This is a genomic window from Shouchella xiaoxiensis, from assembly GCF_016907895.1.
Lineage (GTDB): Bacteria > Bacillota > Bacilli > Bacillales > Bacillaceae_D > Shouchella > Shouchella xiaoxiensis.
Genome location: NZ_JAFBCV010000010.1, coordinates 77,905 through 100,321, shown reverse-complemented (window position 1 = coordinate 100,321; position 22,417 = coordinate 77,905). Strand labels below are relative to the sequence as shown.

28 protein-coding genes are annotated in these 22,417 nt (G+C 42.7%); 14 read left to right on the top strand and 14 right to left on the bottom strand.

Features of this window, described 5'->3' with window-relative positions:
* Nucleotides 1-294: 294 nt before the first annotated feature.
* Nucleotides 295-432, bottom strand: a complete 138-nt coding sequence (gene sda / locus JOC54_RS15215) for a sporulation histidine kinase inhibitor Sda (RefSeq protein ID WP_239586753.1) — start codon at nt 430-432, stop codon at nt 295-297.
* A gap of 195 nt (nt 433-627) precedes the next feature.
* The gene (locus JOC54_RS15210) at nt 628-1,389 is read right to left on the bottom strand and encodes a zinc ribbon domain-containing protein (protein ID WP_204467146.1); all 762 of its coding nucleotides are present in this window, start codon (nt 1,387-1,389) and stop codon (nt 628-630) included.
* Between the two features lie 232 nt (nt 1,390-1,621).
* Between JOC54_RS15210 and JOC54_RS15205 the strand changes: the two genes are divergently transcribed.
* Nucleotides 1,622-2,782 carry a hypothetical protein gene (locus tag JOC54_RS15205; protein ID WP_204467144.1) on the top strand — a complete coding sequence of 387 codons (1,161 nt, stop codon included), beginning with the start codon at nt 1,622-1,624 and terminating at the stop codon, nt 2,780-2,782.
* A 63-nt stretch (nt 2,783-2,845) separates the two neighbouring features.
* Here JOC54_RS15205 and JOC54_RS23240 read toward each other — a convergent pair whose 3' ends face one another.
* A complete protein-coding gene (locus JOC54_RS23240) occupies nt 2,846-2,974 on the bottom strand; it encodes a hypothetical protein (protein WP_275582718.1) in 129 nt (42 codons plus the stop codon).
* Between the two features lie 324 nt (nt 2,975-3,298).
* Nucleotides 3,299-3,643 (bottom strand): hypothetical protein, encoded by a 345-nt coding sequence (locus JOC54_RS15200; RefSeq protein WP_204467142.1) that lies wholly within the window; start codon nt 3,641-3,643, stop codon nt 3,299-3,301.
* Between the two features lie 379 nt (nt 3,644-4,022).
* On the opposite strand from JOC54_RS15200, the gene JOC54_RS15195 reads away from it, so the two are divergent.
* The 5 genes from JOC54_RS15195 to JOC54_RS15175 all read left to right on the top strand — a co-directional run bounded on the left by JOC54_RS15195 (nt 4,023) and on the right by JOC54_RS15175 (nt 8,176).
* Nucleotides 4,023-5,372: a TRAP transporter large permease subunit gene (locus tag JOC54_RS15195; protein WP_204467140.1), complete on the top strand. Its 1,350-nt coding sequence runs from the start codon at nt 4,023-4,025 to the stop codon at nt 5,370-5,372.
* Nucleotides 5,373-5,381: 9 nt separating this feature from the next.
* Complete coding sequence (locus JOC54_RS15190; protein ID WP_204467138.1) at nt 5,382-5,615, top strand: hypothetical protein; 234 nt, start codon at nt 5,382-5,384, stop codon at nt 5,613-5,615.
* A 1-nt stretch (nt 5,616) separates the two neighbouring features.
* On the top strand, nt 5,617-6,249 hold the full coding sequence (locus tag JOC54_RS15185; protein ID WP_204467136.1) for an RraA family protein: 633 nt from the start codon (nt 5,617-5,619) through the stop codon (nt 6,247-6,249).
* Between the two features lie 84 nt (nt 6,250-6,333).
* Entirely contained in the window at nt 6,334-7,191 is an 858-nt protein-coding gene (locus JOC54_RS15180; RefSeq protein ID WP_204467133.1) for a MurR/RpiR family transcriptional regulator, read from the top strand.
* A 100-nt stretch (nt 7,192-7,291) separates the two neighbouring features.
* Entirely contained in the window at nt 7,292-8,176 is an 885-nt protein-coding gene (locus JOC54_RS15175; RefSeq protein WP_437183552.1) for a DUF1932 domain-containing protein, read from the top strand.
* Nucleotides 8,177-8,220: 44 nt separating this feature from the next.
* Here JOC54_RS15175 and JOC54_RS15170 read toward each other — a convergent pair whose 3' ends face one another.
* The 3 genes from JOC54_RS15170 to JOC54_RS15160 all read right to left on the bottom strand — a co-directional run bounded on the left by JOC54_RS15170 (nt 8,221) and on the right by JOC54_RS15160 (nt 11,203).
* Nucleotides 8,221-9,231, bottom strand: a complete 1,011-nt coding sequence (locus tag JOC54_RS15170; protein WP_204467129.1) for a FecCD family ABC transporter permease — start codon at nt 9,229-9,231, stop codon at nt 8,221-8,223.
* Nucleotides 9,228-10,235 (bottom strand): FecCD family ABC transporter permease, encoded by a 1,008-nt coding sequence (locus JOC54_RS15165; RefSeq protein WP_204467127.1) that lies wholly within the window; start codon nt 10,233-10,235, stop codon nt 9,228-9,230. The genes JOC54_RS15170 and JOC54_RS15165 overlap by 4 nt, the downstream gene beginning before the upstream one ends.
* A 62-nt stretch (nt 10,236-10,297) precedes the next feature.
* The gene (locus JOC54_RS15160; RefSeq protein ID WP_239586762.1) at nt 10,298-11,203 is read right to left on the bottom strand and encodes an iron-hydroxamate ABC transporter substrate-binding protein; all 906 of its coding nucleotides are present in this window, start codon (nt 11,201-11,203) and stop codon (nt 10,298-10,300) included.
* A 201-nt stretch (nt 11,204-11,404) separates the two neighbouring features.
* Here JOC54_RS15160 and JOC54_RS15155 point away from each other — a divergent pair, with 201 nt between their 5' ends.
* Nucleotides 11,405-11,779, top strand: coding sequence for an ArsR/SmtB family transcription factor (locus JOC54_RS15155; protein ID WP_054792730.1), 375 nt, complete (start codon nt 11,405-11,407; stop codon nt 11,777-11,779).
* A 3-nt stretch (nt 11,780-11,782) separates the two neighbouring features.
* Nucleotides 11,783-13,912, top strand: coding sequence for a heavy metal translocating P-type ATPase (locus JOC54_RS15150; protein WP_204467123.1), 2,130 nt, complete (start codon nt 11,783-11,785; stop codon nt 13,910-13,912).
* A 121-nt stretch (nt 13,913-14,033) separates the two neighbouring features.
* On the opposite strand, the gene JOC54_RS15145 is transcribed toward JOC54_RS15150, so the two are convergent.
* A complete protein-coding gene (locus tag JOC54_RS15145) occupies nt 14,034-14,435 on the bottom strand; it encodes a DUF3221 domain-containing protein (protein WP_204467121.1) in 402 nt (133 codons plus the stop codon).
* A 394-nt stretch (nt 14,436-14,829) separates the two neighbouring features.
* Here JOC54_RS15145 and JOC54_RS15140 point away from each other — a divergent pair, with 394 nt between their 5' ends.
* Nucleotides 14,830-15,495 carry a DsbA family protein gene (locus JOC54_RS15140; protein WP_204467118.1) on the top strand — a complete coding sequence of 222 codons (666 nt, stop codon included), beginning with the start codon at nt 14,830-14,832 and terminating at the stop codon, nt 15,493-15,495.
* Nucleotides 15,495-15,917 carry a disulfide oxidoreductase gene (locus tag JOC54_RS15135; RefSeq protein WP_204467116.1) on the top strand — a complete coding sequence of 141 codons (423 nt, stop codon included), beginning with the start codon at nt 15,495-15,497 and terminating at the stop codon, nt 15,915-15,917. The genes JOC54_RS15140 and JOC54_RS15135 overlap by 1 nt, the downstream gene beginning before the upstream one ends.
* Nucleotides 15,918-16,149: 232 nt before the next feature.
* On the opposite strand, the gene JOC54_RS15130 is transcribed toward JOC54_RS15135, so the two are convergent.
* A complete protein-coding gene (locus JOC54_RS15130) occupies nt 16,150-16,389 on the bottom strand; it encodes an AbrB/MazE/SpoVT family DNA-binding domain-containing protein (protein WP_204467113.1) in 240 nt (79 codons plus the stop codon).
* Nucleotides 16,390-16,823: 434 nt separating this feature from the next.
* Here JOC54_RS15130 and JOC54_RS23445 point away from each other — a divergent pair, with 434 nt between their 5' ends.
* Entirely contained in the window at nt 16,824-16,931 is a 108-nt protein-coding gene (locus JOC54_RS23445) for a putative holin-like toxin (RefSeq protein WP_367617813.1), read from the top strand.
* Nucleotides 16,932-17,200: 269 nt separating this feature from the next.
* Nucleotides 17,201-18,031: an AraC family transcriptional regulator gene (locus JOC54_RS15125; RefSeq protein ID WP_204467110.1), complete on the top strand. Its 831-nt coding sequence runs from the start codon at nt 17,201-17,203 to the stop codon at nt 18,029-18,031.
* A 111-nt stretch (nt 18,032-18,142) separates the two neighbouring features.
* Here the strand turns inward: JOC54_RS15125 and JOC54_RS15120 are convergent, their stop codons facing one another.
* On the bottom strand, nt 18,143-18,544 hold the full coding sequence (locus JOC54_RS15120; protein ID WP_204467108.1) for a VOC family protein: 402 nt from the start codon (nt 18,542-18,544) through the stop codon (nt 18,143-18,145).
* Nucleotides 18,545-18,621: 77 nt separating this feature from the next.
* On the opposite strand from JOC54_RS15120, the gene JOC54_RS15115 reads away from it, so the two are divergent.
* The gene (locus JOC54_RS15115) at nt 18,622-18,957 is read left to right on the top strand and encodes a hypothetical protein (protein ID WP_204467106.1); all 336 of its coding nucleotides are present in this window, start codon (nt 18,622-18,624) and stop codon (nt 18,955-18,957) included.
* A gap of 139 nt (nt 18,958-19,096) precedes the next feature.
* Here JOC54_RS15115 and JOC54_RS15110 read toward each other — a convergent pair whose 3' ends face one another.
* The 4 genes from JOC54_RS15110 to JOC54_RS15095 all read right to left on the bottom strand — a co-directional run bounded on the left by JOC54_RS15110 (nt 19,097) and on the right by JOC54_RS15095 (nt 21,430).
* Nucleotides 19,097-19,633, bottom strand: coding sequence for a hypothetical protein (locus JOC54_RS15110; protein ID WP_204467103.1), 537 nt, complete (start codon nt 19,631-19,633; stop codon nt 19,097-19,099).
* Nucleotides 19,634-19,790: 157 nt separating this feature from the next.
* Nucleotides 19,791-20,048: a GNAT family N-acetyltransferase gene (locus JOC54_RS15105; RefSeq protein ID WP_204467101.1), complete on the bottom strand. Its 258-nt coding sequence runs from the start codon at nt 20,046-20,048 to the stop codon at nt 19,791-19,793.
* 100 nt (nt 20,049-20,148) lie between these two features.
* Complete coding sequence (locus JOC54_RS15100; protein ID WP_204467099.1) at nt 20,149-20,742, bottom strand: YdcF family protein; 594 nt, start codon at nt 20,740-20,742, stop codon at nt 20,149-20,151.
* Between the two features lie 43 nt (nt 20,743-20,785).
* A complete protein-coding gene (locus JOC54_RS15095) occupies nt 20,786-21,430 on the bottom strand; it encodes a hypothetical protein (RefSeq protein WP_204467097.1) in 645 nt (214 codons plus the stop codon).
* A gap of 115 nt (nt 21,431-21,545) precedes the next feature.
* Here JOC54_RS15095 and JOC54_RS15090 point away from each other — a divergent pair, with 115 nt between their 5' ends.
* The gene (locus JOC54_RS15090; RefSeq protein ID WP_204467095.1) at nt 21,546-22,133 is read left to right on the top strand and encodes a TetR/AcrR family transcriptional regulator; all 588 of its coding nucleotides are present in this window, start codon (nt 21,546-21,548) and stop codon (nt 22,131-22,133) included.
* Nucleotides 22,134-22,417 lie beyond the last annotated feature (284 nt).

The following is a 22,417-nucleotide window of genomic DNA, read 5'->3' as shown; positions in this document are numbered from 1 at the left end:
TCACAGTGAACTTAGTATAGCAAGCGGCATTCGTGTGGGTCTATAGCAACCTTTTTAGTTGATGCAAAGGGTTTTTCTTAAGGAGAAGAAAGTTTGCCTAAGGACAATAAATTTGTGTTAGCAAGCAATCTGACAATTGAAATGAACGAAGCAAAATGTAGCCAAAGCAAAAAGGCCATGCAGCGCAAGGCCTCTCTTTTTGAAAGATAAAAAAAGTCTCAATTCCCATTGCGGTCATTACTGGCTACCAACATATTGTGGAAGGGTAATCCGTTCGCAAAAACATCTACCCGATTAAGACTTTTTTTTTACATCAAAACCGCGACGGATAAGCTCACTTTTTAAAATCAAAATGAAATCATCATCTAACTGTTTTTCAATCGCCTTATAGTACGCTTCAAGCAACACATCATTTTCTATGTTCTCGATCAACATCAATGGCACCTCAATTATGTATCATAAATCTCATAAGAAAACCCCGTGAATTACCGGGGCTTCCGTAAATGAAAAGGATTTCAATCATTGAAAGATTATCTTTTTTACGTCAATACGTCAATGCATTTACGCAAACTGATGCAACTTTAAACGTTTGTGAGTAATTAGGACTATTTATTATCCAATTAAAGGTTAAAAGAAGAAAGAATTCATTAAACTCGCCAAAATCCATTCAAAACTAAGGCCAATAAAGACTAAAATCACTGCATATACGCCTATTAGCCCAAAGTATGGTTCTTTTTTAACCTGATTCCCATGAAATGAATAATAAACGTAACCTGTCAAAAAGATGATTGATAGGAATGCAAGCATCGTCAGAAAGTTAAATAACGTAGCAAGGCCGATTAGACCTACGATTGTTGCAAGGACGAATAAGGCGAGCGTGAGGGGCAACATATGGGTAAAGCGGGCAAATACTTGAGTCAATGTTGCTTTTTCATCTAATTGAATTTTTACTCCTAAAAAGAGAGCACCCATTGCTACAGCCAGTAACATAACCATATAAAATAATCCTGGAAAGAATAAATCAGTGAAGCCTAATTGAAAAAACGAATTTCCACCCACGCCTAGCAATGTATAGAGAGATAATCCAAAAAAGAGAGCGGTTAAAATAGAGGTAATTAAACCAAATAAGGGTTGTGAAGTGTCCGTTGATAAACCGTTTTTAGTAGGGTGTTTCAGTTGAAGCAATACATAATTAAGGTAATGTTTAGAGGTGTTTGTTACTTTGTCAATTGTCTCGTTACGCTGTGCTACTGTTTCGGTTGTGCTTGCTTGCTCCATATGTACGTTTGATACCGTTTCTGTTGATGCTGATTGAGCGACTTGTAAGCCGCACTGTCCGCAGACAAGAGCGTCTTCTTTCACTTGTGCGCCACATGATTGACATGTCATAAATCTCCACTCCTTATAAATATCTTTATTTATTTACGGGAACCCGTCCGTTTCACATTATGTACGAGTATGTAGCTCTTTGTCAAAGAATATGAGTTTTAATATAAACTATTTTCATATTATTTTATAAAATGCGTTTTGTATATTTTATAGAGGGGAAGGGATAAACGTATTTCCGTAAATGTAATGTACATGCTTGGAAATACAAAAACAGCTTAAGGGAGACTAGATTATGCAGAAAAGACGGTCCTATTGGACAGTTTCAAGCCTATGCGTGCTTGCGGTATTAAGTGCGTGTGGGGAAGAGGAAGACGGCACGACGAATACAGCAACAGGAGGAAATGAAGGTGAGCAGAGCCAAGAGAGCAATACTCCAGTTGAGGAGGATGGATACAGCGAATACGCAGAAATTGCTGTAGATGGATACGTGTCTGATCCGGTTTTTTACATAAGTGGCAACGGCGAGACTGTACTCTGGGCCGAGCAACCAGGGGAACTAACGCAAATAGAGGGTTCAAAAGTCTGGGTTGATGGTGAGACAAAAGAAGCTGATATTCCAGAGCGTGATCCTGCAATACAGCCGATGCTGTCTGAGAGTGGTATGATTGTTTATTCTCATTCGGATCGTGATCGTCCGGTTGAAGAACGAAATTGGGTTGGCGAACTTAATCCCTCTACAGGGGAACGAACAGAATTTTATATGGGTAATGATTGGGACGAATACGTTGTCACAATGGGCTCTAACTATACGGAAGATCCCCGTCGCGTTATTAACATTCGTAATCATTATGATGAAGAAGTTGTACATATGTACATATGGGATATGGATGCGAACGAAATTAAAGAGCTTGATGTGACGGAAACAGTCGCAAACGAAGTCGAGCTTGAAGAGCTCACTTTATATCCTCATGGCGCAATTACGAATGATGGAACTGAACTATATGCAACGCTTGCTGATGTAGGAATTTTTCGCTATGATCTCGAAAATGATACATCAGAATTTATTTATTCAGCTGACCTAGGGTTCTTTTCAAATAACGAAAAGTCACAAACCTCTATCTTGACGACGGACGACCGCTATATTCTTTACGCCATGCTTGATGAACGTCGCATGACTCATTTTGCTTATGAGATTGAAACAGGCGAATCGATTGAGTTAGGCGAGGGCATTGCGACCTACCCATTAGAAGATGGGAGCGTTATGATGTTTACATATGAAGATGAATTCATTCATTTTGATTTGGATGGGGATACATCTGTAGTTGCTCATACGCCAGACCTTGGTGAAGATGACCGGATTGACAGCTTTACTGTCAGTAAGGATGGATCGACACTTGCTTATGTGGTCCGTGATGAAAATAATGAATCGGTTATCCGCCTCCAGCGGCGATAAGCATGAATGAGGAAACGAGATCGGATGAGTCCATCTCGTTTTTCTTATTTATCTAGAGAGGATCTAATTTCCCGCACGCCAACATAAAGCCCCAATACACTTACCGGAATAAACACGAGGGTGAATAAAAGTTGCAAGAAGCAGTAGCAGGATAATGACGACAGAAACAAGCAGGTAAAAACCGTTTTGCATCGCTGTGCTCCTTTCTTTTGTTTAAATAGAATATCGTTATCGTTATGAAGAAATACGAGAAGTTTGGCATTCAATTTTCGTTCGTTGTGCTTTAACGGAGGAAGGAAATAATAGGGGATGTCTCAGTAAGTTCTTTCTATAGAAGAAAACCCAACTGAACATCTCTCAGCTAGGCATGAGTTATTTGACGGTTCGTATTCTTTTTCTAGATCTATTTTTGAAATGGATCTACTATGTGAATGGGTAAGAGTCGCCATTAACCTAGAAATATGCCTAACGCTTTGTAAAAGGAAATCGCTTAACTGCAATCGATAACGTGTAGACTTATTTAGCTCGTTTCATTCGCTTAATATCGGCCCTTGTCAACATAAGGTCTTCTGCTAAAATTGAAACTTTTTCATCGAAATCGTACAGCTTATCGCTTAATTTTTGTTCGACAGAGTCGATTTTTGTATTTAATCGTTCTTCGACAGAATCAATTTTTACATCCATCGCGTCGATCTTGGCAGTTAATCGATCCTCTACGGAATTAATCTTCAAATCCAATGTGTCTATCTTTGCATCCATCGTTTCAACCTTCGTATTTAAGTTCTTCACACCAGTAGATAGTTCTTTAATCGCAACCATGAGCGCTTCGTTATCAATAGCGCGATGGCTCTTTTCACTCATTTTTTCCACCTCCTTCTTTTCATAAGCGGTTCAATGTGACCCGCTCGGTTCTTACTAGTATATCGTAGAAAAACGCTCTTTTAAACAGTTTTTGGGATTTATTTGAAATGGAATGAATGGTAACTATTGAGAGTTATCAAGCTGCCGAGCAGATTTGATTGAGACAGCGAACCGATCATTACACTCCACTTATTCTTATGTACAAACCCCATGTAAGAAGTCTTTTTCATTGCTTAAATGACCTGATTTTCGAGTTATTTTGACATTTTTCAAATGAATACGTTTACATTGTGATTGAAAGATGCTAGTATAATCTCTACGTAATATATATTACTAAATTATAATTTATGTATTAAATAATACAAAAGGGGGAATGGACATGGATACGGCTGTTTGGGCCTTAGTCTCATTTATTGCGATTATCTTGTTTTGGGCAATTTTTACGAAACGAAATATTGGGGAAGCGATGATTCTTGGTTTTTTGGTAACGCTGGCGTTTTCAGGTGAGCGAGCGCTTGAACTATTTTTTCCGAGTTTAATGAGAGGGCTTACACATGAGGTGGTATTTGCCTCTCTAGCGTTTATCTTTATGGCACAATTAATCAATTACACCGGTTTAATTGGAAGAATTATTCAAATTCTAAATTCCTTAATCGGTAGGTTGCCTGGGGGCGCAGCATATGTGAACACATTTGGTTCTGGTTTATTTGCGTTAGTAGCAGGGTCAGGATCGGGAATTGCCGCTACAACTGGTTCCATTACGATTCCGTGGATGGAACGCTCTGGCTGGCGAAAAGAACATGCTGCTTCAATTGTTGCTGGGAACTCTGGGTTTGGAAGCATCATTCCGCCAAACTCGACGATGTTTATTATGTTAGGATTTGCACCAGTTGCCGCAACGGTTGGGCAGAGTGAACTTTTCTTAGCATTGTATGTAGCCGGTTTATATGCGCTCATTCATCGGGTTGTTGTTGTCTTTATTATGACAAAGAAATACAAGATACAGCCGGTCCATGCGGATCTTATTCAGCCGTTCTCCCAATCAATGAAAGCTGGTTGGACGTCGCTCTTAATCTTTTTAGGGATTGTCATACCGCTCATCATAAACTTTGGTCCGCTTGCAAACTGGTTTTTAACACTTGAAACAGTTGGTGCCGAAGCAATGGATTCGATCTCGTTTATTGTATGGGTTCCTGTATTTATGATTCTGTTTACGTTAGCAGTTGGACGAAATCATCTGCCTAAAGGGAAAAGTCAGTGGCTTGATTTCTTTGAGAAGACTGCACCTTCTTATTTTGTCATCGGGCCTGTCTTGATTTTTACATTTGCGACAAGTGCCGTGTTAAATGAAATCGGTTTAACGGAACAGCTACAAGCATTAATGACTTCCTTTGATGTACCAAAGGGTCTGATGGTAGCCATTGTGGGAATTGTCATCACCTTAGTGGCCACGCCGCTTGCGACAAGTGCAACGATTGCGACGATCGGGCTAGCTTCATTTGGTGCGTTGACTGCCGTCGGTGTTGATCCACTGCTAGCAGTAGTGACAATTATGATGTTCGGTGCAACAGAGGGTAGTACGCCAACGTCAGGACCCATTTACGTAGCAACGGGTATGGCTAAGATCGGTGCGGAAAAAACGTACATTCCACTCCTGCTGTTCTATACGATTCCGCTTATGATCATCAGCTGGTTAATTGGAATGGGAATCATCCCAATACCTATTTAGGAGGTTTATATGAGAAAAATAGTAATGACTGTATTTATCGGAGCGGTATGTTTGTTTACGTTACTCGGTACGGTTCTCGTAATCGGACAATTAATTGGTTTAGTAACGTTGCAAGGCGGTTGGGTAAGCGGACTTAATGAGAATATAGCAAAAGTGGTTTATTTTATGACCTCTATTGCTGCTTTCGCTGGATACTTGCTTTCCTACTTCAAAAAAAAGAATGAAAAAAAGGAGACTCAGTAACATGATTCAAATAGAGAGCGCACCAGAAGTACTACCGAAAGAATGGATTGACCGGGCGCAGAAACTCAGCACAACGCTCCTAAGCGACTGTATTGACGAGCCGGTTGTAATGAATGAAGAGATAAAACCGTGTAACCCTAATTCCGTCGTTGTTGGTTCGGCGGTTACGATTGATGTCCACGAAGGCGATAATCTAGCTGTGCATCATGCAATCTATCACTCTAGCCCGGGCCATGTGCTTGTTGTATCTGCCAATGGCTATCGCACAAAAGCGGTCATTGGTGAATTAATGGCCGCTGCTGCTGAAGCACTTGAATTAAATGGGTTTATCATCGACGGTCTTATCCGTGATTATCACACATTGTCTCAGGCATCCTTACCAGTGTTTAGTAAAGGCGCGATTCCAGAAGGACCGACGAAAAAAGGTCCAGGCACGATTAATCGCGTCATTGAATGTGGCAATCGTCTCATACAACCAGGTGATTTCATCATGGGTGATGCGGATGGGGTTATTGTTATACCAAGAGAAAAAGTAGAAGAAACGCTGACTCGGGCAGAAGAAAAACGAACGTATGAAGAAAACCGGTTAAGTGAAATCGCGAAAGGCAATATCCGTCCAAAATGGTTAACGTAAGACACCGTATGAATTAGACAGCTTTTCCCAAGTTCGTTATGATAACGATGAGAAGAAAGTCTACGAGCTTGGAGTTGAAGGGCAATGAAAAATCCAATTGATGTATTAAAAGCAGAGGTTGCTTCGTTACCGAAATCACAAAAGTTAGTGGTTGATTACATTATTCAGCATTACAACGATGTCGGATTTATGACGGTTGAACAGCTAGCAAAAGAAGTGGGGACAAGCACAACAACGGTGATGCGTTTGATGAACAGCGTCGGCTATACAGGCTACACTGAATTTCAAAAAAACCTTCATACACTATTAAAAGAAGAAGCAACGCCGCAAATGAGGCTTGAGCAGAATTTAAAACAGCAGCCCTATCGTGAAGATTGGCAGCGTCATTATGCATTGCAAATGGAGCAGATTCAAAAAGCGATCCAGTTGAATTCAGAAACCAGCTTGGATGGAGCAATCAAGCAGATTTATTCTGCTAAACGGATTTTTTGTACGAGCGTGCGAAGCGGACTGCCGGTTGCTCAGTACCTTACGCACAATTTAAATCGGATGCTAGGGAACAGCAAGCTGACGATTGCCGATTCGAGCGATTGGATTGATGATGTCGTTGGGATGTCCAAAGGCGACCTGCTTATTGCAGTGAGCTATGCTCGTTACGGGAAACGATTGATTCAATACGTCGAGCAAGCGAAGAAAAAAGGCGTGCGTATTCTCGCTATTACCGATAATTACTCCTCGCCAGTTGTTCCTCATGCAGATGTTGTTGTTACGTGTCCGGCTAATAGTATTGCGTCACATAACTCAATTGTCTCGACGATTTTTTTAGTCGATTATATGATTAGTGCGATTCCGAGAGATCAATCAGAGGCGATTTCAAAACGGTTGAAAAATGTCGGGGAAACCTTGCAAGAGATTGATTACCATAACGGGTACAAGAATTAGTAGCAACTGCGGTGGAAGTTTCGTAGCTAGTTCAAGCTAACCCTTCTTATGGTAATAAATAAAACGCAAGAAATAGGAAAGATTATGATTTTTACGGAAGGTGATTGGTTTGAAGATTAGTTTTGTTGGCTTTGGTGAGGCTAGTTACGAGCTTTCTCGCGGTTTAAAAGCGGAAGGAATAGAGAGCATTCAAGCGTATGATGTGATGCGCGAACATCCAGAAGCCGGGAAACAAATAGAGGAGCGGGCACAGCGGGCTGGAGTTGAATTGAAGCGACAATTAGGCGATGTGTTGATTAACCCAGACGTCTTATTTGTGGCGGTGCCAGCAAGTAAAACGATTGAAGTAAGTGAATCGATTCAAGCGCAACTTCAAAATAAACAGGTACTCTACATTGATGTTTCGGCGTCAACACCGCGCGTAAAGCAGGAAATTGAAAAGAACTTAACGGCTCGCCATGTAAAATTTGTAGATGCAGCTATGCTCGGACCCTTGCCCGTCTACCAACATAAAGTGCCGATTTCAGCAAGTGGAACGGGCGCAGATTTATTTATTGAGAAAATGAAGCCTTATCAAATGAATATCACCCGTGTTGGGGAAAAGGCAGGAGATGCCTCAGCTGTAAAGCTAATTCGGAGTGTGTTTATGAAGGGAATTGTTGGTTTATACTTGGAAACGCTTCAAGCTGCCGAAACCTTTGATGTCTCAACAGAAGTGATCGATTCGCTTGAAGAAACAATGGACAGCCATTCATTCAAAGACACGTTAAATCGTCTTGTCACTGGCAGTGCCGTTCATGCAAAAAGAAGAGCATTTGAACTCCAAGGTTCCATCGACATGCTACAAGAAGCGGGAATGGATGCAACCCTTACGGCAGCTGCAAAAGCCAAATTAGATGAACTCGCACAAGTCGCTTCCTTTGAGCAGGGGAGAGAAACGCCAAGTAGCTGGCAAGATGTACTCGCTTACTACAAAACTGAATAACACAAAACCCCCATGTTGCCTTAGCTGACATGGGGGTTTTGTGGTCACGGCTTTCTCATCAGCAGATAAATGAAATAAGGCGCACCAATTAACGAAACAACAATTCCCGCGGGTATGCCATCTGGTTCAAGCACGTTGCGTCCGATCGTGTCCGCCGTTAGCAACAGCCATCCGCCCAGCAACATTGTAATAGGCAGGAAAAACTGATGGCGTGGACCGACGAGGGAGCGAGCGATATGGGGGGCCATCAAGCCAACAAAAGCGACGCCACCGGTCACGGAAACGCTGACGGCAGCGATCGCAACAGCCGCAAGCAAGACGAGCGTGCGTTGTTTTTGCAAGGAAACACCAATTCCAATCGTGACGTCCTCACTTAAACCTAAGACATTCAATTGGTGACTTTTATACAAAATAAACGGGACGAGCAGGAGAAACCACGGCAAGATCGAGAGAATCAGCGACCAATCATAGCCCCAGATATTCCCGGCAAGCCAGCGGGCAATGAAATCAACTTTTTGACTGTCGGATGACGAGATAAGGACAATCATTAAGCCGGAAAGCGCCATTGAAAACCCGACCCCAGTTAGGATGAGTTTAGCAGGCTGAATGCCGCGATTCCGTTCATAGGAAAACGCATAGATAAGCAGAGCGGTGACCATCGCACCTGAAAAAGCAACAAGCGGCAGGATGAAAACAAAGATGCCCGTATCTAATGGATAAAATAAGTAAAACAGCGTAATCGCTACCCCGGCACCAGCATTGATACCGATAATACCGGGATCAGCTAAGTCGTTTTTGGTGACGCCTTGTAAAATCGCTCCTGATAAGGCCAGTCCGACTCCAGCAAGCAGCGTGATCATCATCCGCGGCAAGCGGATCGAAAAAAGCACGAACTCATCTTTAAAAGAGCCGTTTCCAAGCAGGGTCGGGATGATGCGGTCAATGGAGACAGAGGAATAGCCGATGCTGATTCCAAGCAGAGTCGTCGCAAGCAGACCAGTTAGGATACCAACAACAATCCATTTATAACGCTTTTTGTACGCATTTGTGATCATAATGTTTTGCCTCCTTTTCGGACGATTAGTAAAAAGAAAGGCAGCCCGATTAAGGAAACAATTGCGGCCATCGGCGTTTCAAACGGCGCATGGAGCGTGCGCGCGGTTGTATCGGCGAGCACAAGAAAGAGTGCGCCAATTACGGCGGACATTGGAATAATGGCGCGGTAGTCCATGCCGACAAGCATTCGCACAATGTGAGGGATCATTAAGCCAACAAAGACGAGATTGCCCGCAAGCGAAACGGCTGCTCCTGCTAAGATAACGGTCACAATAAATAAGACGACTTTGATTAAGAAAATACGCTGTCCAAGCCCCGTGGCAACCTCTTCACTTAAGCTAAGCACGGTCAATTGTTTCGCAAATAGAACAGCTGCGATGAGTCCAATCACAACAACAGGAATAACAAGCTGTAGCTGTCCCCAAGACGTGCCGATTAGCCCGCCTGCGGTCCACATCGATACGTCTTTAGAAATCTTAAAATACAAGCCAATCCCCTCAGCGACGGCATGAAGAAACAGCGAGATCGCCGCCCCCGCCAAGATGATGCGAAACGAGGACAAACCGCCTCTTTGCGAAGTCCCAACTCCAAAAACAAGCAGAGCACCAATCGCTGCTCCAATAAAACAGCTAATCATTAAGCCAAAATAATTGACCGAAGGCAGCAAGGCAATCGTTAAGGCGAGCGCGGCGTTTGCTCCGGCGGTTAAGCCGATTAAGCCTGGATCTGCCAACGGATTCCGCGTCAGACCTTGCATGATCGCCCCGGAAACGGCTAAGGCTGCGCCAACGACAATTGCCGCAACAACGCGAGGAATACGAATTTCACGAAGCATTATGACAACATCGGAGCGACTTGTGTTAAACAATGCCTGCCCGACATCTTGAACGGTTGTTTGTGCGGCGCCGAACGTCAGGGCGAGAACAAATGCGGCGCAAAGAATGAGAAGTGCTAGTATTAGTTTTACTAGAAATGAGAATCGCTTTGTTCCTAATCGTTCCATCCAATCTCCCTCATCAAGCAAACAGGAATCCTCTCAAGAGAATTCCTGCATGCAGTTCTGATTTAGTTACTGTTTAAGAAATGCTCGATAAAAAATTCAAGCTGGTAGTCTAATGTCAGTGGATCATTAAAGTAGAACTCCATCGCATCAACTTGGAAAACGCGGTCATTTTTTACAGCATCAATGTTTTTATATGTTTCCGTATCTTGGAACGAGCCCTCTGTTTCTTCTGTTTTACTGACGATCATGTAATCGCCTGCGTATTCATCAAGCACTTCCACTGATAGAGCATAAAAGCCATCAGCAAGCGCCATTTCCTCAACCTTTTCAGGCATTTCGAGCTTCATTTCTTGGTACAAGATCTCCGTTCCTCGGCCCCAGTTATCGCCGAAAACGTAAAGTTGTTTATCGAAGTTTTCAATAACGGAAACGGTTGCGTCCTCACCGATATGGGCGCGAATATCGTCACCGGCTTCTTTCGAACGTGCTTTAAAATCATCAACCCATGCCGTCGCTTCTTCTTCCTTATTTAACAGCTTGCCGATTTCAATATGCTGTTCTAAATAATCAACACCATCGTATGTATAGGTCACAACTGGAGCAATCTGCTCGAGCTTGTCGACATTTTTAATCGTTGAGTAGCCAATAATTAAGTCTGGCTCAAGCTCAATGATTTTCTCCAGGTTTTCGTCGGAAACTTCTTCGACCCCGTCTAATTGTTCAGCGAATCGCGGGTTTGTTTTTGACCAAGAATCCACTCCAATTAAAGGGACATCGAGGGCCATTACGTTTCCAGCAAAAGCGAGAACAACAACACGCTCTGGGTTCGCCGGAACTTCTACAGGTCCGTTCTCAGACTCATAGGTGATCGTGCCTGTGTTATCTTCTTCTGTGCCTGCATTTTCCTCATCGCCAGTAGCGTCTTGTCCACAGGCACCGAGCAATAGAATAAGGGATGCAGCTGTCATATTGATGAATGCTTTTTTCACGTTGTCTTCTCCTCTGATAAAGCGTATGTAGTAACATGCTATAAAAAATATAAGTTAGATGAGAATGATTGTCAATATCATTTATTTAAAAATAAACCGAGAGTCTTGACACATTTTTTAAAGAGGAATAATATAATAAACAAATGATCGTTTGAATGTTAGAATGAAGGAGGCAGCAAAATGGCTAACATAAAGATGGAAGCAACGACAAATGATACATGTGAAGTCGTTTGTCACGACGAAGAGAAAGTAAACCGCATTTCAAAAGTGGTTGAGCAGCAGACGTTTATCGAAGCTGCGGATATATTTAAGGCGCTTGCTGACGAGACGCGCCTAAAGATTGCTTTTGCTTTAACACAGGAAAACGAACTATGTGTCTGTGATGTAGCAAATATTATTGGAACGTCGAACGCAACGGCTTCCCATCATCTTCGGCACTTACGTAATTTACGCATTGCTAAAAGCAGAAAAGAAGGGAAACTCGTTTTTTATTCATTAGATGATCCTCATGTGATTACATTAGTGACGATGGCAATGGCTCACGGACAGGAGTAAACCATGGAAAAAAGACAAGAAGAGCATGTTTACCGAGTTGAAGGATTTTCATGTGCAGGCTGTGCCGGTACGTTTGAGAAAAACGTCAAGCGCATTGATGGTGTGAAGGACGCGGAAGTTAATTTCATGGCTTCCAAAATTACCGTGTACGGTTCAGCGACGATCCCACAGCTTGAAAAAGCGGGCGCGTTTGAACAGTTACGGGTTCGCCCAGAAGGCGAAGAGCTTGATGAATCCGAAACAAAACCACAATCGTTTTTAATGAAATACTGGCATGTTCTATTGGCCGCACTATTTATTGGGCTAGGCTTTACGAGTCAGCTCGTAAATGGAGAGGAACACGTATTTACGGTAAGCGCCTTTTTTGCATCAATTGTGATTGGAGGTTACTCCTTATTCAAAGTTGGCTTGCAGAACCTAGTTCGCCTCACTTTTGATATGAAGACGTTAATGTTCGTTGCCGTGATTGGGGCAGCGATTATCGGTGAGTGGGGGGAAGGTGCGCTTGTTGTGATTCTGTTTGCGATCAGTGAACAGCTTGAGCGCTTCTCCATGGATCGCGCACGTCGTAGCATCCGTTCGTTAATGAATATTGCGCCGAAAAAAGCGACTGTTCTGCGAAATGGCGAAGAGCTGACGTTGCGCGTGAGCGAGATTTTAATTGGCGACATGTTAAAGATTAAACCGGGTGAAAAGTTAGCGATGGATGGCGTTGTCACAAAAGGCCATTCGTCGATTAATCAAAGCGCCATTACCGGAGAGTCGATCCCGGTTGAGAAAAAGGCAGGCGATCCGGTTTATGCCGGAACGCTAAATACGGAAGGTTATCTTGAAGTGGAAGTGACAAAGCTCGTTAAAGACACGACGCTCTCGAAGATTATTCATCTTGTCGAGAAAGCGCAGGAAGAGCGGGCGCCATCACAAAGCTTTATCGACCGTTTTGCTAAGTATTACACTCCGGCAATTATGGTTGTCGCGCTGTTCGTGGCCATTTTGCCACCGCTTATCGCGGGCGCGAGCTGGGAAGCGTGGATTTATCAAGGCTTAGCCGTCCTTGTGGTTGGTTGTCCATGTGCCCTTGTCATCTCCACGCCAGTGGCGATCGTAACGGCGATTGGCAACGCGGCAAAGCAAGGTGTTTTAATCAAAGGTGGCGTGTATCTAGAAGAGCTCGGTCATGTTAAAGCGGTCGCTTTCGATAAAACAGGCACGCTGACAAAAGGCCATCCGGCCGTCACGTATTTTAACAATGTCAGTGACGACAGTGATGAGAATGTCTGGTCAACGGTGGCAGCGATTGAAGCCTACTCTCAGCATCCGCTTGCAGGTGCGATTGTACGAAAAGTGGATAAGCTCGGCGTTGACTACAAAGAAAAAGAATTAATCGACTTCCAATCGATTACCGGGAAGGGCGTTAAGGCGACGCTGAACGGAGAAACGACTTGGATTGGAAACAAGCAGCTGTTTGTAGAGGACTTGCAGCTAACGTTTTCGAATGAGATCAAAACAACGCTCAACACGCTACAATCAGAAGGCAATACGGTGATGATTGTCGGCAACGAGCGCGGTGTAAAGGCTGTAATCGGTGTCGCCGATGAAGCAAGAGAAAACAGCCGCTCCGTTTTAAAACGACTTAACGAAATCGGTATTAAAGAATCGGTCATGCTCACGGGTGATGACCCAAAAACGGCCGCGGCGATTGCCAAGCGCCTCGGTGTCAGTTCCGTCAAAGCTGAGCTCCTACCTGACGAAAAGCTCTCGGCTGTTAAAGCACTTCGCGAACAATACGGCAGCGTCGCGATGGTCGGTGACGGCGTAAACGATGCGCCAGCACTCGCCGCCTCAAGCGTAGGAATTGCGATGGGAGGAGCCGGTACCGATACGGCGCTCGAAACAGCAGACGTCGCACTCATGGGCGACGACTTAGAAAAGCTTCCGTACACGATTGCGCTTAGCAGAAGAGCATTAACCATTATCAAGCAAAACATTACGTTATCGCTCGGACTAAAGCTAATCGCCCTCCTGCTTGTCATTCCAGGCTGGCTCACGCTCTGGATTGCCATCTTAGCAGACATGGGAGCAACGCTGCTCGTGACGTTAAACAGCTTGCGATTGCTGCGAGTGAAGAAGTAAATGAAAAAGCGTCCATTGTGAGATGGGCGCTTTTTACGTTTCATTTTAATTTGAGGCTTAGAAGAGAATCCCCTAGGAAACAGAAATATATTCAAAAGAGTAAATTGCTTTAAACAACCTGCTATTTTAACTCGATATAATAAGACAGCGTACTAGGGGGATTGGACTCTCTTATGTTTTCACTGTAGACCACTATTTTTTGATTTATCTTAGCTTGGCTAAGCATATGTTTCTGTTGCGCTTCGGCATGTTTCATAACAATAACGGTGCTTTTACCGTAATTAGAAGTGAAAAAACCATTTATTCTCTCAAGAATAGTCAATTGCTGATCCGCAATCCATATTTCATTCATTCTTTTGGATACAACATAGCCTTCGATTGAGATATGATTCTCAGGAATACCCCAATAACCGCTACTTGTTTCTTCAAGTGCATCAGTACGTATTAAGAGAACGACAATTGATGATAAAAATAATAAACGAAAATAGTTTAGGGAACCATCCTTTTTTCTAGTTCCTTTCATGTTTCACCTCACTTATTAGCAACATGAATATAAATGGAAGTTGCAGCTTAGGCGGTTTGAAGGTACTTAAACTGCATATTGTTTTATATTAAGAATTCATTTATCAAATTAACGCTTATTCTAGATAAGTAATTCCATCTTTATAAAATACATGATTCGACACAATCGATGTCTATCCTTCTATTTCAATTATGTTTCCTCGGGAAATTTGGTTGAGTGACTGGATTCCTGTTTATTAGTCGATTTATAGATGGGGATTTTCTTTAAGTAATTACTCTTTTCTCTCCAATTAGTTTATAGAATTGACACAATCGACATTCAGAATGGAATTGAACTCTTGTATACTAGATAGGAATCATAGATTAGTTTATTTAGCAGAAAGCAGGGATAGCAAATGAACAGCAAAGTGTTAGTCGGCGGAACAGTAGGCGTTGTGATCATAGCAGTGTTCATCGTCGTCTTTATGAATCAATCAAATGGAATAGAAGATATTGCCACGGAATTTGACGTAGCACCATCGATTGAAGGACAACCTGTACTCGGCGACGAGACAGCTCCTATTCAAGTAATCGAATTCGGTGATTACAAATGTCCATCATGCAAAGCTTGGGATGAAACGGTTTTTCCACGCCTTCAAGAAGAATACATTGATACAGGTATCGTTCAGTTTGTCCATATCAACACACCATTTCATGGCGGAGAATCGGTCTTAGCGGCGCAGGCAAGTGAGTCAGTTTGGGATCGTCAGCCCGAAGCATTTTGGGATTTTCATAAAGAAATTTATCGAAACCAACCCGAATCGCAGCAGCATGATGAACAGTGGGTTACGCGTGAAAAACTGTTAGAAATTGCCGAGTCCGTTGATTCGAGCATTGACTTAGAAACGTTATCTGAGGATATTGAAGATCAAGCATACGAGAGCGAGATCGGAATTGATGTGGAGCTAATCAATCGTTTCGAAGTGACGCAAACGCCAACAATTATGGTGAACAACTATAAAGTCACAAACCCATTTGAATACGATAGTATCGTTGATTTAATTGAGATGGAGCGAGAGTAATGAAAAGTGCGATTCAGGATTACCTCCTCTATCTCGCCTGGGTGGTCGCTCTAGTAGCGACGCTCGGAAGTCTTTATTTCAGTGAAATAAAAGGATTTGTGCCATGTGAGTTTTGCTGGTACCAGCGAATTCTAATGTATCCGCTCAGCTTAATTCTTGGCATTGCCGCTTACAGTGGAGAGCGCAAGATCAAGAAATACGTGCTTCCGCTGTCGATTACCGGGATGATTGTCTCAACCTATCACTATATGATGCAAAAGATTCCCGGCTTCGCTCCGCTTTCTCCTTGTACGGACGGAGTGCCGTGCAACGCTCAGTACATCAACTGGTTTGGCTTTGTTACGATTCCGTTTCTCGCATTAATCGCATTTACTGCGATTACCGTGCTGATGATTATGGTTCGGTGTAAAGGGAGAGGTTAAATTACAAGTTATTATTCTAAAAAGGGTCGATCGCTTAAAGCGATATCGATCTTTTTTTTCTTTTGTCGGCAACGGACTCAAGCACAACAAAAAAGAACAACGACGTTTGGTTGTTCTGATTTATGATAAAAACGTATATATGATGTCAAGGCACTGTTGGGGTGAAAATTTCAGAGCTTAATACCAGTGTGTGGTAATGCAGGAAGCAAGATTAAACTCGGTGCATATAGACTTAAATAAACTCTCTTCCTTTAGCTCTTTCCCAACTACACTCTAAGTGAGGGTTTGTTTTTTCTTTAATTTGTGCGAGTAACCCATCAAGCGTTGGTTTGTTTACAACAGGTCGAACAAAAATACCTCCGTTTGTTCCCTCAAGCTCAACTTGTGAACCAAGTGTTAATCCGTAATGTTTAGCAAGGTCACTGGGGATGCGAACGGCTAAACTATTGCCCCATTTTTGGATCGTTACCATATAAGCCACTCCCTTTCTTCGATCTATAGTCTTTTAATTCAATTGAAGCATTTTGTAGCAAAAAAGTATAGATATTGCCCTGTAAAGTGACTCTTAACAAATATAAGTGAACAGCGGATAATTTTAGGTGTTTCAGCTAAAACAATAAGAGGCTTAGGGCGTTTTTTGATCTAATTAATGTTATAGCAAAGACGAAATTACTGTACTCATCATTTTCAAGCGAATCAACGGGGCTTATCATAAAGTAAGAATGTAAGTATCTATCGGATATTGAGAAGTAATTGAGTGAAAGGGAAGAGGTTGTTGAAGTGGAAGCAGCGATCTTCAGAAAAAAAGCTAGCAATTGTTAGGGAAATGGGTATGCTATACTCTTTGTAAGTATAAACAGACAGCTCGAAGGTGGCGACACTCCGGTATGGGAGGGGGTGTTTGCCTTGTCAATCTATGAAGCAATGTCGTTAGTAATCACTGTAGGCTTTAGTACAGGTATGTTCATTATTGGACTGATTACGTTGATTTTGCTTCTCAGAAACGACAAATAGCCCTCGAGCTCGATACTCAAATAAGGGCTATTTGTAGAGCTTAAAACAATGCGCCAACCTTTGAGTTGACTCATCTGTTTTCACCTATGCTGCAGTGGAGGCAACCACTACAGTATAGGTTTTTTCAGTATTGACTATATGCCTATAGTTTATGCCGTTGGTCATTAGATGTCAACGGGTTCTGATTGATGAACCCACACAAAAGAACATAGAAAATCGGGTTTGGTCGCCTTTATATTGATAGTCTACAAAAGAAGGGAGGTTAGTTGATGGATTCGCTTGATTCCTTAAACGAGGCAATCGCATACATTGAAGCCAATTTAGACCAAGAGATTGACTATAGTGAAGTCGCTAAGGTCGCCTGTTTTTCCGAGCACCATTTCAAGCGAATGTTTTCGTTTATTGCCGGGATTCCTTTGTCTGAGTATGTGCGAAGAAGGAGGTTAACGCTTGCCGCTTTTGATCTGAAAGAACGGGAAATGCGCGTCATTGATGTTGCCATTAAATACGGCTACCACTCACCAGATGCATTTGCCCGAGCGTTCCAAGCGCTCCACGGAATTTTACCAAAGAAGGTTAAGGGTTTAAATGTACCGTTAAAAGCGTATCCACGAATGACTTTCCAACTATCGATAAAAGGAGATGTTGAAATGAACTATCGGTTTGTGGAGAAAGAGGCATTCAGGATTATTGGCAAGAAAGAAAACGTACTCGTTGATAAAAATGGTTTTAACCCGCAGCTGTGGGATTCACTTGAAGAGATTGAGGCGAGTATGGTGCCAGATCGTGAAGCGTCTTTTCAGCAAATTGTTCATGTAGCGACAGCGAAAAAGAGCGGTGAAGTCGATTATTACATCGCAGTCGAATCAACAAAACCATGCCCACCAGGATTTGACGAACATGTGATTCCTGCAAATACGTGGGCTGTTTTTACCGCTACGGGTGAGCTGCCAGAGGCTCTCTTAACGACGTGGGAACGCATTTATTCAGAGTGGTTTCCTACTTCCGGTTATGAGCTTGCTGATGCGCCAGAATTTACAACGAACGTGACGGAAACCACGAATGAGATTTGGGTTCCTGTGATGAAAGCAGCTAGATAGTAACCGTAACCCATTCCTTCGAGGTGAAGGAATGGGTTTTCAATTTATAAAGCAATTTATAAAGCAAATGGTTTACTAGGCATTTACTCGGTTTAAGTTTAAAACGGCAAATCATTCACTCCCCGCCACCAGCTCGACCTTCATGCGGTCCGGATCTTCAAAGTAAACGGCGTAATGACTCGGGCCACCAGCGAAGGGATGTGTTTTTTGATAAAGAACATTCACATTCCTGCTTTTCAGCTCTTCCGTGAGGGCATCGACGTGCTCCCGCGAGGATGCGTGGAATGCGAGATGATTCAGTCCGACACGTTTGCGGTGGTACGGGATGTCGAGGTATTTTTCCTCTGTTTGCACAAAGACAAGGTAGCTATCTCCGAGCTTCCAGCTGCATCCCTTGTCCCATTCTTGAAAGGAACTGTAGCCAAGTTCTTCGAGCAGCCAGCCCCAGAATTGACTTGATTTTTCTAGATTCGATACATAGAGCTCAATATGGTGGATTAGTCCTTGCTTCATGGCGATTGCTCCTTTTTCATTTGTTTGTATTCTGATTGCTCAGGGTAGCTTACCTTTAAGAAAGGAGCTGAATGAGAGTGAGTTCAGAAAAAAGAAAGACGATAGCATTTTATTTAATCTTTGCGCTAACTCTTACCATCACAACGTTGTACACAATCGAGAAAGACCGAACGGTGACAACGATTGATTGGCTAAACGATATGCTTGTGGAATCAAACTTTGAGAATGTAAACAGTGAGGCATCAACTGAAATGCTAGCAGAAGTTCAAGAATTGCTGCACTCGAATGACTATCAAGGATCGAAAAACTATTTAGAATTAGAGGGGAGAAACAGCAATTACCGCATCCAATTCCGCTATGAAGACAACCGTGAGATTCGGATTGTGGAGATTGAAGAAATCGCGTTAGATTAACTGTTGAACCACTAGTAATATGAATGATAATCGAATTATTCGATAAATACAACTTAACAGACAAATGAAGGATGACGATCAGGCATCTTATTCCATAAGACAAATGAAAAACTCGCCGAGGCGAGTTTTTCAAAAAGGATTATGAACCTAAGCGAGCAATCGTTAAATTTCTTGGTCCGAAGATACCGCCAAAACCTGGATCAAAAGTTTGGGCAAATAAGGATACACGATCACCAGCGTTAAGCGGCAGCTGAATTGTGGTGCTCGCACTACTGCCGAAGCTCGTACTTGTGAGTGAGTTTTCAATGCTTACTCCATTGACTTGAACCAAAGCAGAAGCTGTACCTGGAGAGGTTTGGTAAGTAGCTGTGATCTGATAGAGACCGGAAAGTGCGACGACTAGTTCACTTGGCAAATTGGGTGTTATGCCTATGGCAGGTGTAGCCCCTTCAAATGATAGGGTGCCTGGAGTGTTAAGAATATCAGCATTTACTCCGAATAAGGAACCATAGGCAGTTAAGTTGATGCCGGTGTTCCCATTTGATGGCCCGGTGGGACCTGTCGGACCAGCGGGACCGGTTGGACCAGTAGTGCTGCCTTGTACGCGGTTCGGTTTAGTGAACTTTTGTACAGAATTTTTGCAAGAACATTCATTATTTGAGTTGCAACAGTCCACGTATTATCACCTCCCGTATACTATACGGGCTTCCTATTTAAAGAGTGATTGACGTGGGATTAATTAAAAAATTTTTTCGCATCCTTAATTGTTAAAAAAATGCAGCTTTTGGTAAAGTGGGAATTCAGCCAAATCAGCTCAATAAAGAATGAGAGCTTTACTTCAAAAACCAAACCGATTTTTCATAGCCGACCTTTTGGTAGTAGTCATCAACATCTGACATAACAAGCACAGTATGATAGGGTAATCGTTTTTCCAGTCCTTTTCCTCGTTCATTTTTGTGAACAAGCAAATCACAAACATGCACATGAAACGCACCGTCTAGGATCGACCGCGAGAAGCCATATAGCTTGTTTCCGTCATAAGCGACATAGGTTATGAAGTGCTTCAGTGAGTCCCTGTATTCTCGGCGCATCCTTTGTTAAATAATCGTTCCATTCATTTCCTTCCGTTTGCAGTAAAGCAAATAAGGAAGCCTCGTCGGCCTCTTGTTCAATAATCGTGCTCCTTTTTACTTACCGAAACGGCTTAACCAGCATATACCCAACGTAGAAAAGCGTTTCGCGCGCGAGGAATGGCGCTTGGCTACTCCATGACGTATAGGCTGATGTTTGTGTTGGGGAAGAGTGAGCCTCCATTCCCAAATCATCTGCCATCATCATCGCTCGCTTCATATGAAGGGGATCGCTGACAATTGCGTAGGATTCGATTGGTTCTTGTGCTGATACGAGCAGCGCTTGCTCCAGATTTTCTTCAGTAATGGTAGACACTTCCTCAGTTAAAATAGCTTCTGATTCAATCCCTTGCTCGATCGCATACTGCCGTGCCACCTCAGCTTCACTGTACTGCTCACCGTCCCCTTTTCCACCGGTAAAAATGAGAAAGTTGACGTAGTCATGTTGATAGAGCCAAATCGCATGGTTAATCCGTTCCGCGAAGACAGGGGAGGGAGTACCATCCCAAATTGCAGCCCCAAGAACGACTGCCGCATCGGTTTTGACCAGTTGATTTTCGTTTGAAAACGACCAGATTGAGAAAGCAGCGTAGTTCATTAAAAGCAGGAACAGGGCGACGATTATACCAACTGATTTTATCGCAAAGCGCATCATGATGACGCTCCTTTTTCCTTTTTCTTCCAGTGTATCATCGGAATTAGTCTGCCTGTGGCTTATCTTTCCGCTGAAAAATATACGTCGCCGAAACAATCGAATCAATCACAAATACGATGCCCCAGACCATCGCGATGCCGTGGAGGATTTCATTTGCGTATGGTGTAGGTTCATACGTGTCGCTGTCAAACCAGCTAAGATCGGTTAAATAGGCAAGCGACTGCTCGAAGTTTAACCCGCTTAGTCCAAAAAACAGCGTTTGCGCTAGCAAAAATACGGCTAAATGCGCGAGCCACGTTTTCAAATAGCGGGCTGATTGATAGCGCGGGTCCTTTTGTTTCCTCATCTCCTCGTAGTCCTGCTCCGTTAACAAGCCGTCCACATCGATCTTCTTTCTCATCCAGCGATCCAGCTTTTTAAAATCCTGATAACCAAACGTAATCGCGTAGAGCACGAAGATACTGACGATGATTTGGAATGTCCCGATTTCTCCTGTTAACGAAAAAATATACCAGGCAAGCAGTGCTTCAATCGCAGTGAAGCCTATGAAGAGCAGAATAAACAGTTTCGACAGCCCTTGTTTTTGAAACTTATAGCGGGTTAACCCAAACAATATCAGGGCGGCGAAGCCAAGTACTTCTAAACCGATGAAGATCTCCCATTGATATTGGATAAGCAAGTCATTCATATCTGTGCACCTCTTTTTCTTTCAACTGAGTTAAATAAAAGCTATCATAGCTGAGTAAAACTTGCAATTGATTTCTTTCACTTGAGTTAAATAAAGAAACTGCTATACTAAACCTATGCCAAAAATTGTAGATCACGAAGAGCGAAGAAAGCATATCGCCGCAGTTACGTGGAAAGTCATTAGTGAGCAGGGCCTTCGGCATGCCACTTCAAGAACAATTGCCAAAGAAGCAGGGTTGTCGCAAGGTGCGCTCAGACATTATTTTTCAAATCAAGAAAGTCTACTTCAATTTGCGATTGAGCTTGTTAAAGAACAACTAATTGAACGGATCAAACGGTTGAAAGAAAAAAAGCTTGAACCCGTTGAGCAAATGAACGAATATTTGTTGGAGTTCATCCCAACGAATGAACAAACTTTACTAGAAATGGAGGTCTGGTTTGCGTTTGTGACGCTTGCCAAAACAGAAAAAAATTTAAATCCTGATCTTGTTGGTTTGCAGACGGCAATTAAGGATGTCATCGTTTTCCTGCAAAATGAGGGAGTGCTAAAAGAAATTGATGTGGAGCTGGAACAAGAAAAGCTCTATGCCTTAATGAACGGCATGGCGCTGAATCTTTATTTAGAGCCAGCTAAGATAAACCGGGAGAAGAGTAAGGAATTGATTCGAAATTATTTAGAGTCAATTTTGACACAGAAGCGCTAGTCAGGTGTCTAGCGTTTTTAACAAGATTGTTCTAGAAAAAGTGTATAAATAAACTTATAAATTTAAATTGTTTATAAATTTAGTGTGAGGGAATACGACTATTGAACTGCTTTTATTAGAAGGTTAATAGCATGATGATGCAACGTATGAGTGGGGCGAAAACTCGAATACTACTAGAAAACACACAGCTTCAGCCTCTTTCTATATAAAAATGAAACCTAATTCTTCAAGTTCAAGTAACTACCATATCTAACTTCAACTATTGCAAGTGAAAAGGGTGAAAG